Below are 14,993 nucleotides of genomic sequence, written 5' to 3' on the forward strand. Positions count from 1 at the left end.
GACTCCCCATGTCGGGGGTAACTCGGGGGACAACTCAGTGGGGCATGGAGTGCCGGAACTCGTACTGGAATCAAACGGACGTACCTGGACGCTCGATCCGTCCAGGGCATACACCCTCGGACGTGATCCGCAGGGGGACGTCGTCTTCGACGACGCCAGGGTCTCCTGGCGTCACGCCACGGTCAGCTTCAACGGCCGCAGTTGGGTCATCGAGGACCACGGCAGCACCAACGGCACATTCGTGCAGGGCCAGCGCATCCATCAGATGGAGCTCGGCGCCGGTTCGGCCGTCAACCTGGGCAACGCGACCGACGGCCCGCGCCTGAACCTCTCCGGCGCCGCGGCCTCCGTCGCCACGCCGCAGGCCCAGCCCCAGCAGCAGCCGTACGCGGCGCAGGGCGCGAACCCCGGCTGGGGCCAGCAGGCTCCGGCCCAGCAGCCGCCGCAGCAGGCTCCGCAGGCGGGCTGGCAGCAGCCGCAGCAGGCCGCGGCGCACATTCCGCAGCAGCAGGGTTCCGGCGGTGCCGCGGGGGCGCCGCCGGTCCACGGGGACCGCAGCCCGACCACGTTCCACCAGTTCTCCCTCGGCCGTGTGATGCGCATCGGCCGTGCCCTGGAGAACGAGCTGGTCGTCTCCGACCTGCAGGTCTCCCGGCATCACGCCGAGTTCCACGCGACGCCCGACGGGCGCATGGAGATCCGCGACCTCGGCTCCCACAACGGCACGTACGTCAACGGCCAGCCGATCGCCAAGGGCGGCTCGCAACTGCTCGGCCCGGCCGACGTCGTCGGCGTCGGCCACTCGACGTTCCGCATCGTCGGCGACCGGCTCGAGGAGTTCGTCGACACCGGTGAGGTGTCCTTCTCCGCCCGCCACCTGACCGTCACGGTCGACGGCGGCAAGCAGATCCTCAAGGACGTCTCCTTCGGCGTCCCGGAGAAGTCGCTGATCGCGGTCATCGGCCCGTCCGGCTCCGGCAAGTCGACCCTGCTCAAGGCGCTCACCGGCTACCGCCCCGCCAACCAGGGCGAGGTGCTGTACGACAACCGGAACCTCTACAAGCAGTTCGCCGAGCTGCGTCAGCGCATCGGTCTGGTCCCGCAGGACGACATCCTGCACAAGGAGCTGACCGTCAAGAAGGCCCTCAAGTACGCGGCCAAGCTGCGCTTCCCGGCGGACACCACCGCCGCCGAGCGCGAGGCCCGCATCGACGAGGTGCTGCGCGAGCTCAAGCTCGACATCCACAAGGACAAGAAGGTCACGTCACTGTCCGGCGGCCAGCGCAAGCGCGTCTCGGTCGCCCTGGAACTGCTCACCAAGCCGTCGCTGATCTTCCTGGACGAGCCGACCTCCGGCCTCGACCCGGGCATGGACCGCGACGTCATGCAGCTGCTGCGCGGCCTGGCCGACGACGGCCGCACGGTCCTGGTCGTCACCCACTCGGTGGCCGAGCTGGCGATCTGCGACAAGTTGCTGGTGATGGCGCCGGGCGGCTCGGTCGCCTACTTCGGCCCGCCCGACGAGGCGCTGAACTTCTTCGGCTACGACACCTGGGCCGACGTCTTCTCCGCCTTCGAGAACTACCGCGACTACGACTGGGCGGGCCGCTGGAAGGGCTCGCAGCACTACCAGATGTACGCCGCGGACATCGACGCCGTCGCGCCGCAGTCCGTACAGGTTCCGCCGATGCAGGCGATGAAGCCGCCGAAGCCGCAGGGCTGGATGTCCCAGTTCGTGACGCTTGTCCGTCGCTACGTCTCGGTGATCGCCTCCGACAAGGGCTTCCTGGCCTTGATGGTGATCCTGCCGGCCGTGCTCGGCGCGGTCAGTCTGCTCATCGACGCCGACCGGGGCCTGCTGCCGAACCCGGCCAACCCGCAGACCGGCAGGATCATCCCGAACGGCACGGCGACCACGGTCCTGCTGATCCTCGCGGTCGGCGCCTGCTTCGCCGGTGCGGCGAACTCGGTCCGAGAGCTGATCAAGGAACGGGTCATCTACGAGCGGGAGCGCGCGACCGGCCTCTCGCGCTCGGCGTACCTGATGTCCAAGGTGTTCGTGCTCGGCATGATCACCGTGCTCCAGGGCCTGCTGGTCGGCGTCATCGGCTTCTCCAGCCGCGAGATCCCCGAAGAGGGCCTGGTCCTCGGCAGCGCGACCCTCGTCGAGCTCTCCATTCCGATCATGGCGCTGGGCTTCACGTCGATGATGTTCGGCCTGATCATCTCCTCGCTGGTGAAGACCGCGGAGAAGACGATGCCGCTGCTGGTGATGTTCGCCATCATCCAGGTCGTCTTCACCGGCTGCCTGTTCGCGCTGCACGGCTCGATCGGCGTCAACCAGTTCTCGTTCCTGATGCCGTCGCGCTGGGCGGTCGCCGCCGCCGGCGCCACGCTGGACTTCAACAAGATCAGCCCGCCCGAGACGGCCGGCGACAACGACCCGCTGTGGGAGCACACGGTCGGGGCCTGGGCCATGGACATGGGCGCCCTGCTCGTCCTCGGCGTGATCTGCGGCTTCTTCGTGGCCCGCTTCCTGCGTCGCCACGAGCCGGAGGTCATGCGCAAGTAGTCCCCGCTCCGCGATGCCCGAAGGGCGGCACCCCGTCAGGTGGGTGCCGCCCTTCGGCGTTCCGTTCAGCGAAGCAGAGAGGTCCGCGCAGGCCTCAGTACGCGCTGTCGACGTTGTCCATCGAGCCGTACTTGTCGGCCGCGTAGTTGCAGGCGGCGGTGATGTTGGCTACCGGGTCGTAGATGTCCCAGGAGGTGCCGGGGACGTGCCAGTGCTTGAAGGTCGGCGGGATGACCTGCAGCAGGCCCTTCGACGGGATGCCGTTGATGGCGTTGATGTCCCAGTTGTTGATCGCCTTGGGGTTACCCGAGGACTCGCGGATGATGTTGCGCTTGATGCCGTCGTAGGAACCCGGGATCCCGTGCTTCTTCATGACGTCGAGCGACTCGCGGATCCAGCCGTCGAGGTTGTTCGGGTAGGACTTGACGGCGGCCTTCTTGGCCTCGGCGCGCTTGGCGGCGCGGCTCGCGGCCTCCTTGGCCTTGCGCTCGGCCTCGGCCTTCTTCTTCGCGGCCTCGGCGGCGGCCTTCTTCTTGGCGGCGGCCGCGGCGTCGGCCTTCTTCTTCGCCGCGATCTGCTCGGCCTTCAGGGTGGCGCCGGCCATCTGGTCCGTGACGCTCGCCTTGACGTCCTTGATCTGCTGGGTGCTGTACGCCACCGCAGCCGGCTGAGCGGCCTCGGTCGTGGTCTTGGTCGAGGCGCCGCTCGGCACCGCGGAGAACCCGATGGCGGCGGCGCCGAGGGTGGCGATACCGGCCATGGCGATCTTGTGGTGACGGGTCAGGCTACGACTCTGAACACGGCTGAAGATGTTCTTGGGCATGCTGCGTGGACCTCTTCGAATAGCGCGGGAGTCGCTCGGCGTCCGGCGTTGGACTCGGTGTGTTTCCGACACGAACGCCGCGGAGGTGAACCCACGGCGCTGAGCGACGTCAGCAATTCTTAGCGGCCGCAAAATGGCGTGGCAAAGGTGTGACGTACGAAAGGAGATAGTGGATCAGGGAGGGTCAAATCGGGGCAGATTGGACTGTCTGCGCCGCTCAAAAGGTGGGGCTTTGTCTCCTACGCACTTTCGTACGTGACGTGGGTCCTATGCGAGGGCTCACATCGCCCCTAGATCAGCCTCACGACCCGTTGCACAAGCGATGCTCTCTGTGAGCCCTTCTCAGGGCAGCACGAGGTGCACGTCCCCGAACTCGTGCCACAGATAGCGGCCTTGCAGCGCGGCCTCGTATCCCCGCTCGATCGCCACCCGCCCCGCGACCGCCTCCAGCATCAGAAGATGTGAGGCCTCCGGCTCGTGCAGCCCGGTCAGCAGCCCGTCCACCACCCGCACCCCGCGCTCCGGCGTGACGACGAGATCCGTCCACCCCGCACGCGCGCGTACGGCCCCGTCGGTGCCCGACGCCGACTCCACCGCGCGCACCGCGGTCGTCCCCACCGCCACCACCCGGCCCCCACCGGCCCTCGCGGCATTGATCAGGCGCGCGGACGCCTCGGGCACCGCGAACCGCTCCGGGTAGGGCGGCTCGTGCGCCTCCGCTGAGGCGACCCCCGTGTGCAGGGTGACCGGCGCGAACTGCACCCCCCGGCTCACCAGCTCCGCCACCATCCGCGCCGTGAAGGGCCGCGCCGCGCTCGGCATCTCCGCACTGCCCGTCCCGTCCGCCGACGGCAGCGCGAACACCGTCTGGTAGACGGAAAGCGGCTGGTCACGCTCCGTATAGGCGTAGCGAACGGGCCGCCCGTACTCCCGCAGCAGCCCCGGCACCCCGGCCCCGGACACCCCGGCTCCGGACACCCGCGCCCACCACAGCCGCTCGCTCCGCCCGCTCAGCGGCTCCTCCAGAACCAGCCGTACGCCCCCCGGCAGGCACACCTCCCTCCCCGCGGGCCCGCCCGCACGCGCGCGTGTGGTGCCCCGCCCGTCGGGCTCCCGCAGTTCCATCGCCCAGCGGCCGTCGTCCCCCCGGGTGGAGAAATGCACCACCACGCGCGTGTGCCCGGTCCGTCCGTCCACGGCCGCCGCCAGCGTGGCCGAGGTGTTGACCACGAGCAGGTCCCCGGCCCGCAGCAGCCGCGGAAGCTCCGCGAACGTGTGATGCGCCACCTCGGCACCCCGCGACACCAGCATCCGTACGGCGTCCCGCTCCAGCCCCGGGCCCCGCTGCTCGACCGGCACCCGTGCCGACAACTCCTCCGGTACCCGCACCCTCAGTGTCATCGGGCTCCGTCCAGCAGCGCGGGAGCCCCGTAGCGCCCGCTCGCCGGACGCTCGTCCAGCAGCCGCAGGAACGCCGGCACCACCGCCGCCGGCTCGGGCCGCGGCTCCCGGTCGTCCGGTACGGCCGCCGCGTACAGGTCGGTGGCCATGTCCCCGGGATCCACCGCCCAGACCCGCAGCCCCGGCTCCTCCACGGCGAGCACGGCCATCAGATGGTCCAGGGCCGCCTTGGACGCCCCGTATCCGCCCCAGGTCTCGTACGCCTCGGCGGCCGCGTCCGAGCTGACCGCGATGACGGCGCCGTCCCTCGCGGCCCGCAGCAGCGGCAGCGCCTCCTGAACCAGGCCCAGCCCCGCGACCAGGTTCACCTCCAGCGCCCGGCGCAGCCCCTCCACGGGCAGCTCCGCCAGCCTGACCAGCGGCTCGGCACCCAGCGCGCTCGCGTTGTGCACCAGCAGGTCGACGCCGCCCAGCCGCCGGGCCGCCGCCACCAGCTCGGCCCGGTGAGCGGCGTCCGTGACGTCCCCGGGCAGGGCGGTCACCCGCGTGCCGTGCCCGGAGACGGCTCCGGCGGTGTCCGCCAGCGCCTCGGCACCCCTGGCGTCGAGCACCAGGTCCCAGCCCCGCCCGGCCAGGCCCCCGGCCAGGGCACGGCCCAGGCCCTTCGAGGCCCCGGTGATGATCGCAACCGGCATGATCAGCTCCCTCGTCGTGATCGCGTGCCCTCAACCTAGGAACGGGCCCGCCCCGACCGCCTCGGACGCGGGCCGCACTCCACCGGGTCCCTTCGCCCTACGCCACGGGCCCGGCGCCCAGGGACCTAGACCTCGGCGTCCGGCCTCTCGGCCCCGCGACCTAGGCCCACCGACCGGGCGCTCCGCCGCCACCGGTCCGATCCGCACTGTCACAGCCCGCCGGTACCGTGAGGTCATGAGTCACGCCCCCCGGTCCGGCCTCGCCGCGGTGAGTTCCGCGTTGCTGGCCATGAGCAGGCACCTCGAGGTGCGCGACGTCCTCAAGACGATCGTCGCCTCGGCCCGCGAGCTGCTCGACGCGCAGTACGCCGCACTGGGCGTCCCGGACGACCACGGCGGTTTCGCCCAGTTCGTGGTCGACGGCGTCAGCGAGGAGCAGTGGAAGGCCATCGGCCCCCTCCCGCGCCAGCACGGCATCCTCGCCGCGATGCTGCACGAGGCCAGGGCCGAGCGCCTCGCGGACGTCCGCAAGGACCCCCGCTTCGAGGGCTGGCCGAAGGCCCACCCCGACCTGGTCGACTTCCTGGGCCTGCCGATCCGCGACGGCGACGAGGTCATCGGAGCGCTGTTCCTGGCCAACAAGAACTGCGAGAGGCCCGAAGGCGGCTGCGGCTTCACCGAGGACGACGAGGAACTGCTCGGCATTCTCGCCCAGCACGCCGCGATCGCCCTCACCAACGCCCGCCTCTACGAACGCAGCCGCGAACTCACCATCGCCGAGGAGCGCTCCCGCCTCGCCCACGAACTGCACGACGCGGTCAGCCAGAAGCTGTTCTCCCTGCGCCTGACCGCCCAGGCCGCGGCCCGCCTGGTGGACCGCGACCCCTCCCGCGCCAAAGGCGAACTCCAGCAGGTGGCCGCCCTGGCCGCCGAAGCCGCAGACGAACTGCGCGCGGCGGTCGTCGAGTTGCGCCCCGCCGCACTCGACGAGGACGGCCTCGTCGCGACGCTGCGCACGCAGATCCAGGTCCTCGACCGGGCCCACAGCGCCCGCGTCACCTTCGCCGGTCACGGGGTGAAGGCCCTGCCCGCCTCCCAGGAGGAAGCCCTCCTGCGCGTGGCCCAGGAAGCCCTGCACAACGCCCTTCGCCACTCCGGCGCCGGCCACGTCGACGTGACCCTGGACCGCCGCGGCGGCGGCGCCGTCCTGCGGATCACGGACGACGGCAGCGGCTTCGACCCGAGCGCGGTCCGCCGCGCGGGACGCCACCTCGGCCTGGTGTCGATGCGGGACCGGGCGAGCGGTGCCGGCGGCACGTTGACCGTGGAATCGGCGCCCGGCAAGGGCACCGTGATCGAGATGGAGGTCCCCGGTGGCTGACGCAATCAGGGTGCTGCTCGTCGACGACCACCAGGTCGTCCGCCGGGGCCTGCGCACCTTCCTCGAAGTGCAGGACGACATCGAGGTCGTCGGAGAGGCGGCGGACGGCGCCGAAGGAGTGGACCGCGCCGAGGAGTTGCGGCCCGACGTCATCCTCATGGACGTCAAGATGCCGGGCATGGACGGCGTCGACGCCCTGCGCAGACTCCGCGAGCTGGACAACCCCGCACGCGTGCTGGTCGTCACCAGCTTCACCGAACAGCGCACGGTGGTCCCCGCCCTGCGCGCGGGCGCCGCCGGATACGTGTACAAGGACATCGACCCCGACGCCCTCGCCGGAGCCATCCGCTCGGTCCACGCCGGGCACATCCTCCTCCAGCCGGAGGTCGCCGGCGCGCTGCTGGCGCAGGAGGAGACCAACGCGGGCACCACGAGGGCCGGTTCGCTCACCGAGCGGGAGCGTGAGGTCCTCGGCCTCATAGCGGACGGCCGCTCCAACCGGGAGATCGCCCGTGCGCTGGTCCTTTCCGAGAAGACGGTCAAGACCCATGTGTCGAACATCCTGATGAAACTGGACCTGTCCGACCGAACGCAGGCGGCTCTGTGGGCCGTTCGCCACGGCGTGACCGGCTGACACGCTCACCCCAGGCAACCCGGAAGGTTGCGCTCCGGACCGAGATTCATACTGTCGTGGGAACGTCCCCCGGATGGCGCAACCTCGGTGGATCTCCGCCGTTCTCCAGTGCGTGCTGCGGCGCCTGCCGCGGCAATCGCTAGGAGGGCTCAGAAGTGAAGAACCTGAAGAAGGCAGCGGCCGTGACGATGGTGACGGGTGGCCTGCTGGCCGCCGGCGCGGGCATGGCCTCCGCCACCAGCGCCCACGCCGACGGCCAGGCCGTGGGCTCCCCGGGTGTCGGCTCGGGCAACGTCGTCCAGGCCCCGGTGCACGTCCCGGTCAACGTCTCCGGCAACAGCGTGAACGTCGTGGGCATCCTGAACCCGGCCTTCGGCAACCTCGCCGTCAACCACTGACGCCCCACCTCCGTCTCCGAGCCGGAGGTGACACCGGCCTCCCGGCCCCCACCGGGAGGCCCTTCGGCATCCCTGCGGGCACGCTCAGCCGCCTAGCTGTAGACATGCGTGCCGCCCCCGTTGCGGGCAGCCGTGCCGCTCGCCCTAGCTGCGGGCATGCGTGCCGCTGGGGGCGGCACGGGTGGGCGTGGGGGTCCCCCCTGCTCGAGCGAAGCCGAGAGCTTGGGGGAGGCACCCCGCCACGCCGGGTTGCGGACCCACCCGGCCCCAGCACCAACGCCAGCGCCCCGCTACTCCGGGCTGCGAACCCACCCAGGCTCAGCCCCCACGCGGGGCACCGCACAAAGAACCGTCACCGCACTCCCCGCTCCCGCTCCTCCACAACGGAGTTGTACGCCGCGACCTGCGCGCGCCGAGCCGTCCGCTCCACCGGCCGCAAAGCCTCCCGCCGCGCGGAGATCTCGGACGAACTCACCGCACCGCCGTGCCCACTCTCCGTCGCCACGGCGATCAGCGTCCCCACCCGCTGCGCCAGCTCCAGCACCCGGACCGCCCGCGGCGGATACCCCGGCGCCAGCACCTCCCGCCCCCGCTCGGCCCGCGCCCGGTACGCATCGATCGCCGCCTCCGCCACCGGCCCCGACCCGGCCACATCCAGCCGGGTCAACACCTCGGTGGCCTCTCGCAGGGCCTCCGCCAGTTCCCGCTCCGCCTCACTCAGCGACGGCACATCCGCGGGCGGCGCCTCCCGTACGGGCAGCACATGCCACACCACCTCGACCTGCACCCCCTCCGGCCCGGCCTCATACACGTCCGGCACCAAACCGAGCGCGGCCCCGTGACACACCACCGCCTCCTCGGCCTCCAGCGCCCGCGCGTTGAACTCCGGCGGCCCGCTCAGCCCCAGCGGATGCCCCGGCGCGGGCAACGCCACCCGCAGCCCGCCCACCCCGAGCGTCCGCAGCCGCCCGAGCGCGAGTGTCAGCCCGACCTGCCCCGGCTCACCCGGCAGCCCCTCCACCCGGTGCACCGCGTCACCGCCGACGACGGCCAGCACGGCGTCATCAGGCGAGACAAGTCCGGCCAAAAGGGCATTTCCCCAAGCTGCGAGACGTCCAGCACGTGGTTCCGAGAGCATGCCTCCACCCTAGAACCCTCCAAGGACCGGACCGAGGGAACGCCCGCTACGACCGGTGGCGTAGATTTCATGGAGGGCTGCGCCCACCGGCGCGGCGGACCGAGCCACAGGCTTACGCGACAGCCGAGACCGGCCACACTGCAAGGGGAGACAACGCGCTCATGAGCGATGTTCTGGAGCTTCAGGACGTATCCGTGGTCCGTGAGGGCCGGGCTCTGGTGGACCAGGTCTCCTGGTCGGTCAAGGAGGGCGAGCGCTGGGTCATCCTCGGCCCGAACGGCGCCGGCAAGACCACCCTCCTCAACCTCGCTTCCACCTACCTCTTCCCCAGCGCGGGCACCGCCGCCATCCTCGGCGAGACCCTCGGCCGGCCCGGCACCGACGTCTTCGAGCTGCGCCCCCGCATCGGCATGGCCGGCATCGCCATGACCGAGAAGCTCCCCAAGCGCCAGACGGTCCTGGAGACGGTCCTGACCGCCGCGTACGGCATGACCGCCACCTGGCACGAGGACTACGAGGACATCGACGAACAGCGCGCCCGCGCCTTCCTCGACCGCCTCGGCATGAGCGAGTACCTCGACCGCAGGTTCGGCACGCTCTCCGAGGGCGAGCGCAAGCGCACCCTGATCGCCCGCGCCCTGATGACCGACCCCGAGCTGCTCCTGCTCGACGAGCCCGCCGCCGGCCTCGACCTCGGCGGCCGCGAGGACCTCGTCCGCCGCCTCGGCCGCCTCGCCCTCGACCCGATCGCTCCCTCGATGCTCATGGTCACCCACCACGTCGAGGAGATCCCCCCGGGCTTCACCCACGTCCTCATGATCCGCCAGGGCAAGGTCCTCGCCGCCGGCCCGCTGGAGCTCGAACTCACCTCCCGCAACCTCTCCCTCTGCTTCGGCCTCCCGCTCGTCGTCGAACAGTCGGGCGAGCGCTGGACCGCCCAGGGCCTCCCGCTCTCCTGACCCGGCCCACCAACCCGCAATTGCCGGGGTAAGAACGGGATTTCACACCACGGGCGCCCTGTCGTCGACAGGGCCCCCGGACCTACCATGACCATGTGGACATCGACGCATGGCTGTGGTGGCTGATCGGCGCGGCAGCGCTCGGCATCGCGCTCGTGGTGACCGCCATGCCCGAACTGGGCATGCTGGCGGTGGGCGCCATCGCCGCGGCGGTGGTCACCGGCGTCTTCGGCGGCGGAGCCGTCGCCCAGGTCGTGGTCTTCGCCGTCATCTCGACAGCGGGCATCGCCGTCGTACGGCCCATCGCGAACCGGCACCGCGCCCAGCAACCCCGACTCGCCACCGGCGTGGACGCGTTAAAGGGCAGACAAGCCGTCGTCCTGGAACGCGTCGACGGCTCCGGCGGCCGGATCAAACTCGCCGGCGAGGTCTGGTCGGCCCGTGCTCTCGACACCGGCCACGCTTACGAAGTCGGCCAGGCAGTGGATGTCGTGGACATCGAAGGAGCCACCGCGATCGTCATGTGACCTCGCAGGACGTAACTGGAGCGGAACTCCTCGCCAGCCACGCGACGGTCTGTCAGACTCGACCAGCAAGATCTTCGACAACCATAAGATCTGCCGAAGACGCCGAAGCGGAGAAGGGACACGGGGAACGACGATGGAACCGGTCATCATCGTCCTGATCATTCTGGTGGTGTTGGTCTTCATCGCCCTGATCAAGACGATCCAAGTCATCCCACAGGCCAGCGCGGCCATCGTCGAGCGCTTCGGGCGCTACACGCGGACACTCAACGCGGGCCTCAACATCGTCGTCCCGTTCATCGACACCATCCGCAACCGCATCGACCTGCGTGAACAGGTCGTCCCCTTCCCGCCGCAGCCGGTGATCACCCAGGACAACCTGGTCGTGAACATCGACACCGTCATCTACTACCAGGTCACCGACGCCCGGGCCGCCACCTACGAAGTCGCCAGCTACATCCAGGCGATCGAGCAGCTCACCGTCACCACGCTGCGCAACATCATCGGCGGCATGGACCTGGAGCGGACCCTGACCTCCCGCGAGGAGATCAACGCGGCCCTGCGCGGCGTCCTCGACGAGGCCACCGGCAAGTGGGGCATCCGCGTCAACCGCGTCGAGCTCAAGGCGATCGAACCGCCCACCTCCATCCAGGACTCGATGGAGAAGCAGATGCGCGCCGACCGCGACAAGCGCGCCGCGATCCTCCAGGCCGAAGGTGTCCGGCAGTCCGAGATCCTGCGCGCCGAGGGTGAGAAGCAGTCCCAGATCCTGCGCGCCGAGGGCGAGGCCAAGGCCGCCGCCCTGCGCGCAGAGGGCGAGGCCCAAGCCGTCCGCACGGTCTTCGAGGCCATCCACGCCGGCGACCCGGACCAGAAGCTCCTGTCGTACCAGTACCTCCAGATGCTCCCCAAGATCGCCGAGGGCGACGCCAACAAGCTCTGGATCGTCCCCAGCGAGATCGGCGACGCCCTCAAGGGCCTCTCCGGCGCCATGGGCAACTTCGGCGGCATCGGCGGCGGTTCCGGCGGCAACGGCGGAGCGGGTGTCCCGGCCCAGGAACGCCGCGAAAAGCCGTCGATCGACTGACAGCACCCAGGACGCAACGTTCCCCGCACCCCCCTTCCTTCAGGGGCGCGGGGAACTGCGCGAACAACCCCACTCGACCCGCAGCCGATGAACCGGCAAGGCCCCAGGGCGCCTGGTCACGCCGCGTCCAGTGCCAGCCAATCCGGCAGCGCGGCGAAGTCGTCCTGTGTCAGAGCCAAGAGCATCGCATCAGCCGGCGTCGGCTCGAACGGCTCCCGGAGCAGCGGCATACCCGCCTCGACAGGAGTCCGATTCGCTTTCCGGTGATTGTCCTCCGCACACGAGGCCACCGTGTTCAGCCACGTGTCCTGACCCCCCTGCGACCGCGGCACCACGTGGTCCACGGTCGTCGCCCGCCTCCCGCAGTACGCGCACCGGTGCCGGTCCCTGACCAGCACACCCCGCCTCGACCACGGCGCTCGTCTTCGGAACGGCACCCGTACGTACTGGCAGAGCCTGATCACCCGGGGCGCCGGTATGTCGACCGCGGCTCCCCGCATCCGCAGTTCGGGGTGGGCCTGCTCGACGACGGCCTTGTCCTGAAGCACCAGAACGACGGCTCGGTTCAACGTCACCGTCGACAGCGGCTCGAAGCTCGCGTTCAGTACCAGCGTGTCCCGCATACCAGCCCACCTCCCGTGCACCGGCCCACCCCCTGGCGGGCTGGGATCAACTCTGGCCGGGCACGCCGAGATGGACAACGCAATATCTGCTGCTCTCACGGGGGGTGACCCCCGCGACCCCCGGCAACAAAAATGCCCGCTCCTGATCAATTCCAAGACCAGGAGCGGGCAAACGTTCCGTGAACGCCGGGATTCCGGGCGACTTGCTCAGCCCTCGGCGGGCACCTCGTACTCGCCGATCAGCTGGGCCCGCCCGATGGTGTGGAACCGCAGGTTGAAGCCGACCACGGCGGGCGACGCGTCCGAGTCCGGCCCGAGCTTCTCCTCATCCACGGCGTACACCGTGAAGACGTAGCGGTGCGGCCCGTCCCCGGGAGGCGGCGCGGCCCCGCCGAACTCCTTGCCGCCGTAGTCGTTGCGCGCGTGCACAGCGCCCTCCGGCAGACCCTCGAACTTGCCACTGCCCGCGCCCACCGGCAGCTCGGTCACCGACGCCGGGATGTCGAACAGCACCCAGTGCCAGAAACCGCTGCCCGTGGGGGCATCGGGGTCGTAGCAGGTCACGGCGAAGCTCTTGGTCTCGGGCGGGAAACCCTCCCACCGCAACTGCGGCGAAGTGTTGCCGGCCGCTTGGACCTGAGCGTCCTTGAGCGTCGCGCCTTCCTCGATGTCCTCGCTCGTCACTGTGAACGACGCGACGGGCGGATGGAAGTCGTGGGGGAGCGGCCGCCGCTTGAGCTCGGTCACCTCGGTACCTCCTGATCGTTTCTTGCAGTCGCCCCCGAGCCTAGAACCAGTTGCGCTTGCTGCCGACCTCGGACAGCCACTGGTTGAGATACGCCGTCCAGTCGGTCCCCTGGTAGTCGTTGAGACCCACCTGGAAGGACCGGAAGGTGTCGCTGCCCTCGCTGAAGAGCCCGGGCTTCTTGTCCATCTCCAGCACCACGTCCATGGCGTTCTGGTCGGCCACGAAGCTCAGCTCGACCTGGTTCAGCCCGCGGTACTGCTGCGGCGGGAAGAACTCGATCTCCTGGTAGAACGGCAGCTTCTGCCGCGTACCCCGGATGACACCGCGCTCCATGTCCGCGTTCTTGAACCGGAAGCCCAGCTGGATGAAGGCGTCGAGGATCGCCTTCTGCGCCGGCAGCGGATGCACGTTGACCGGGTCCAGGTCACCGGAGTCCACCGCACGCGCGATCTCCAGCTCGGTCGACACCCCGATGTTCATGCCACGGAGCGCCTGCCCGTCGATCGTCGTGATCGGCGTCTCCCACGGGATCTCGAGCCCGAACTGCACGGCGTGCACCGCGCCCGCCTGCAGCTCGAACGCGCCGCCCAGCCGCGACTTCGTGAACTCGATGTCCTGCTTGTACTCCTGGTCGCCGCTCTCCACCTCGACCTTGGCCTGCAGCCCGACCGAGAGCCCCTCGATCTGCTGGTCGACGGAGCCGCCCTGGATCCGCACCTCACCCTGGACGACACCGCCCGGGACGACGTTGACCTCGTGCAGCACCGTCTCGACCGAAGCCCCGCCGGCCCCCAGGCTCGCGAGCAGCTTCTTGAACGCCATGTCTCTCCCTCTCGCCCACAACGGGTGGATCCTTGATCCATACAAACGCGATCCGGCCGTGGCCGGTTCCATGCCCCACCCTGGCAAGGCCGGTGCCCGACGGCCACCCCGCGGCACCACTCATCTCCAGTACCCTCGGACGGCATGATCGCGACCCCTGACCGTACGCCCCTGTCCAGGGAGTTCTTCGACCGGCCCGTCCTCGATGTCGCCCCCGACCTCCTCGGCCGCATCCTGGTACGCAGCACCCCGGACGGTCCGATCGCCCTCCGCCTCACCGAGGTCGAGGCCTACGACGGCGCCGACGATCCCGGATCCCACGCCTATCGCGGCCGTACGGCCCGCAACGACGTGATGTTCGGCCCGCCCGGGCACGTGTACGTCTACTTCACCTACGGCATGTGGTTCTGCATGAACCTGGTCTGCGGCCCCGAGGGAAAGGCGAGTGCGGTCCTGCTCCGCGCCGGCGAGATCATCGAGGGCGCCGAACTGGCCCGCACCCGTCGACTCTCGGCCCGCAACGACAAGGAACTCGCCAAAGGCCCGGCCCGTCTGGCCACCGCCCTGAACGTGGACCGCTCCATGGACGGCACGGACGCGTGCACCTGTGAAGACACCCCGCTCCGCATGCTGACCGGCACGCCCGTGCCCTCCGACCAGGTGCTCAACGGCCCCCGGACCGGCGTCGGAGGCGAGGGGGCCGTCCACCCGTGGCGCTTCTGGGTCGCCAACGACCCGACGGTGAGCCCGTATCGAGCCCATACGCCGAGGCGCCGCCGAAGTTGACGCGCCCTGCCGAGATGCGTAATGTAGCCCGAGCCGTTGAACCGGGTATGGCGATCGCCAGCAGCCGGAAGCGGCCAAACCAACTACCTAGCTACTCCCCTCAGCAGGGGCGAATTCGGCGTGCCCGCATGCCTGAATTCGGCGCCGGAAGACTCGATTATGAGTTGGACGGGGAATCGGCTAACGTAGTGAATGTCGAAAGGCCGACAGGCGAAAGTCCGGGCCGGACGACAAATCCCGCCGACAGGGAATCGGATCGAAAAGGGTCTGATAGAGTCGGAAACGCAAGACCGAAGGGAAGCGCCCGGAGGAAAGCCCGAGAGGGTGAGTACAAAGGAAGCGACCGTTCCTTGAGAACTCAACAGCGTGCCAAAAGTCAACGCCAGATATGTTGATACCCCG

The 14,993-nt window shown here is 70.0% G+C and carries 15 protein-coding genes; 8 read left to right on the top strand and 7 right to left on the bottom strand.

Annotated elements, in window-relative coordinates; all coding sequences use genetic code 11:
* The first annotated feature begins 49 nt into the window (after positions 1 to 49).
* Positions 50 to 2,572, top strand: a complete 2,523-nt coding sequence (locus ACFY5B_RS17690) for an FHA domain-containing protein (RefSeq protein WP_389969895.1) — start codon at positions 50 to 52, stop codon at positions 2,570 to 2,572.
* A 94-nt stretch (positions 2,573 to 2,666) separates the two neighbouring features.
* Here ACFY5B_RS17690 and ACFY5B_RS17695 read toward each other — a convergent pair whose 3' ends face one another.
* The 3 genes from ACFY5B_RS17695 to ACFY5B_RS17705 form a co-directional block, all read right to left on the bottom strand.
* Positions 2,667 to 3,395 (bottom strand): transglycosylase SLT domain-containing protein, encoded by a 729-nt coding sequence (locus ACFY5B_RS17695; RefSeq protein WP_389969897.1) that lies wholly within the window; start codon positions 3,393 to 3,395, stop codon positions 2,667 to 2,669.
* A gap of 342 nt (positions 3,396 to 3,737) precedes the next feature.
* Entirely contained in the window at positions 3,738 to 4,796 is a 1,059-nt protein-coding gene (locus ACFY5B_RS17700; RefSeq protein ID WP_389969899.1) for an S-adenosylmethionine:tRNA ribosyltransferase-isomerase, read from the bottom strand.
* Positions 4,793 to 5,491, bottom strand: coding sequence for an SDR family NAD(P)-dependent oxidoreductase (locus ACFY5B_RS17705; protein WP_389969901.1), 699 nt, complete (start codon positions 5,489 to 5,491; stop codon positions 4,793 to 4,795). Before ACFY5B_RS17705 ends, ACFY5B_RS17700 begins: the two co-directional genes overlap by 4 nt.
* 235 nt (positions 5,492 to 5,726) lie before the next feature.
* On the opposite strand from ACFY5B_RS17705, the gene ACFY5B_RS17710 reads away from it, so the two are divergent.
* The 3 genes from ACFY5B_RS17710 to ACFY5B_RS17720 all read left to right on the top strand — a co-directional run bounded on the left by ACFY5B_RS17710 (position 5,727) and on the right by ACFY5B_RS17720 (position 7,904).
* On the top strand, positions 5,727 to 6,872 hold the full coding sequence (locus tag ACFY5B_RS17710; RefSeq protein WP_389969903.1) for a GAF domain-containing sensor histidine kinase: 1,146 nt from the start codon (positions 5,727 to 5,729) through the stop codon (positions 6,870 to 6,872).
* A complete protein-coding gene (locus ACFY5B_RS17715) occupies positions 6,865 to 7,506 on the top strand; it encodes a response regulator (protein ID WP_389969905.1) in 642 nt (213 codons plus the stop codon). Before ACFY5B_RS17710 ends, ACFY5B_RS17715 begins: the two co-directional genes overlap by 8 nt.
* A gap of 155 nt (positions 7,507 to 7,661) precedes the next feature.
* Positions 7,662 to 7,904, top strand: a complete 243-nt coding sequence (locus ACFY5B_RS17720; protein WP_030852293.1) for a chaplin — start codon at positions 7,662 to 7,664, stop codon at positions 7,902 to 7,904.
* A gap of 352 nt (positions 7,905 to 8,256) precedes the next feature.
* Here the strand turns inward: ACFY5B_RS17720 and ACFY5B_RS17725 are convergent, their stop codons facing one another.
* Positions 8,257 to 9,042: a hypothetical protein gene (locus ACFY5B_RS17725; RefSeq protein ID WP_389969907.1), complete on the bottom strand. Its 786-nt coding sequence runs from the start codon at positions 9,040 to 9,042 to the stop codon at positions 8,257 to 8,259.
* A gap of 161 nt (positions 9,043 to 9,203) precedes the next feature.
* On the opposite strand from ACFY5B_RS17725, the gene ACFY5B_RS17730 reads away from it, so the two are divergent.
* From ACFY5B_RS17730 to ACFY5B_RS17740, 3 genes are all read left to right on the top strand, one after another.
* Positions 9,204 to 10,001 (top strand): ABC transporter ATP-binding protein, encoded by a 798-nt coding sequence (locus tag ACFY5B_RS17730; RefSeq protein ID WP_389969909.1) that lies wholly within the window; start codon positions 9,204 to 9,206, stop codon positions 9,999 to 10,001.
* A gap of 95 nt (positions 10,002 to 10,096) precedes the next feature.
* Positions 10,097 to 10,528 carry an NfeD family protein gene (locus ACFY5B_RS17735; RefSeq protein WP_389969911.1) on the top strand — a complete coding sequence of 144 codons (432 nt, stop codon included), beginning with the start codon at positions 10,097 to 10,099 and terminating at the stop codon, positions 10,526 to 10,528.
* Positions 10,529 to 10,661: 133 nt separating this feature from the next.
* The gene (locus ACFY5B_RS17740) at positions 10,662 to 11,612 is read left to right on the top strand and encodes an SPFH domain-containing protein (protein ID WP_389969913.1); all 951 of its coding nucleotides are present in this window, start codon (positions 10,662 to 10,664) and stop codon (positions 11,610 to 11,612) included.
* Positions 11,613 to 11,728: 116 nt separating this feature from the next.
* On the opposite strand, the gene ACFY5B_RS17745 is transcribed toward ACFY5B_RS17740, so the two are convergent.
* From ACFY5B_RS17745 to ACFY5B_RS17755, 3 genes are all read right to left on the bottom strand, one after another.
* Complete coding sequence (locus ACFY5B_RS17745; RefSeq protein ID WP_351626267.1) at positions 11,729 to 12,235, bottom strand: HNH endonuclease; 507 nt, start codon at positions 12,233 to 12,235, stop codon at positions 11,729 to 11,731.
* Between the two features lie 207 nt (positions 12,236 to 12,442).
* Complete coding sequence (locus tag ACFY5B_RS17750; RefSeq protein ID WP_389969915.1) at positions 12,443 to 12,982, bottom strand: YbhB/YbcL family Raf kinase inhibitor-like protein; 540 nt, start codon at positions 12,980 to 12,982, stop codon at positions 12,443 to 12,445.
* Between the two features lie 40 nt (positions 12,983 to 13,022).
* Positions 13,023 to 13,805, bottom strand: a complete 783-nt coding sequence (locus ACFY5B_RS17755; RefSeq protein WP_389969917.1) for a sporulation protein — start codon at positions 13,803 to 13,805, stop codon at positions 13,023 to 13,025.
* A gap of 144 nt (positions 13,806 to 13,949) precedes the next feature.
* On the opposite strand from ACFY5B_RS17755, the gene ACFY5B_RS17760 reads away from it, so the two are divergent.
* A complete protein-coding gene (locus ACFY5B_RS17760) occupies positions 13,950 to 14,591 on the top strand; it encodes a DNA-3-methyladenine glycosylase (RefSeq protein ID WP_389969919.1) in 642 nt (213 codons plus the stop codon).
* The last annotated feature ends 402 nt before the right edge of the window (positions 14,592 to 14,993 follow it).

Origin of the sequence: Streptomyces sp. NPDC013187 (genome assembly GCF_042899705.1) — a bacterium.
Classification (GTDB): domain Bacteria; phylum Actinomycetota; class Actinomycetes; order Streptomycetales; family Streptomycetaceae; genus Streptomyces; species Streptomyces hawaiiensis_A.

Coding starts and splice junctions, on each gene's coding strand:
- ACFY5B_RS17695 (WP_389969897.1), bottom strand. CDS start 3,395: ATGCCCAAGAACATCTTCAGCCGTGTTCAGAGTCGTAGCCTGACCCGT.
- ACFY5B_RS17700 (WP_389969899.1), bottom strand. CDS start 4,796: ATGACACTGAGGGTGCGGGTACCGGAGGAGTTGTCGGCACGGGTGCCG.
- ACFY5B_RS17705 (WP_389969901.1), bottom strand. CDS start 5,491: ATGCCGGTTGCGATCATCACCGGGGCCTCGAAGGGCCTGGGCCGTGCC.
- ACFY5B_RS17710 (WP_389969903.1), top strand. CDS start 5,727: ATGAGTCACGCCCCCCGGTCCGGCCTCGCCGCGGTGAGTTCCGCGTTG.
- ACFY5B_RS17725 (WP_389969907.1), bottom strand. CDS start 9,042: ATGCTCTCGGAACCACGTGCTGGACGTCTCGCAGCTTGGGGAAATGCC.
- ACFY5B_RS17730 (WP_389969909.1), top strand. CDS start 9,204: ATGAGCGATGTTCTGGAGCTTCAGGACGTATCCGTGGTCCGTGAGGGC.
- ACFY5B_RS17740 (WP_389969913.1), top strand. CDS start 10,662: ATGGAACCGGTCATCATCGTCCTGATCATTCTGGTGGTGTTGGTCTTC.
- ACFY5B_RS17745 (WP_351626267.1), bottom strand. CDS start 12,235: ATGCGGGACACGCTGGTACTGAACGCGAGCTTCGAGCCGCTGTCGACG.
- ACFY5B_RS17755 (WP_389969917.1), bottom strand. CDS start 13,805: ATGGCGTTCAAGAAGCTGCTCGCGAGCCTGGGGGCCGGCGGGGCTTCG.
- ACFY5B_RS17760 (WP_389969919.1), top strand. CDS start 13,950: ATGATCGCGACCCCTGACCGTACGCCCCTGTCCAGGGAGTTCTTCGAC.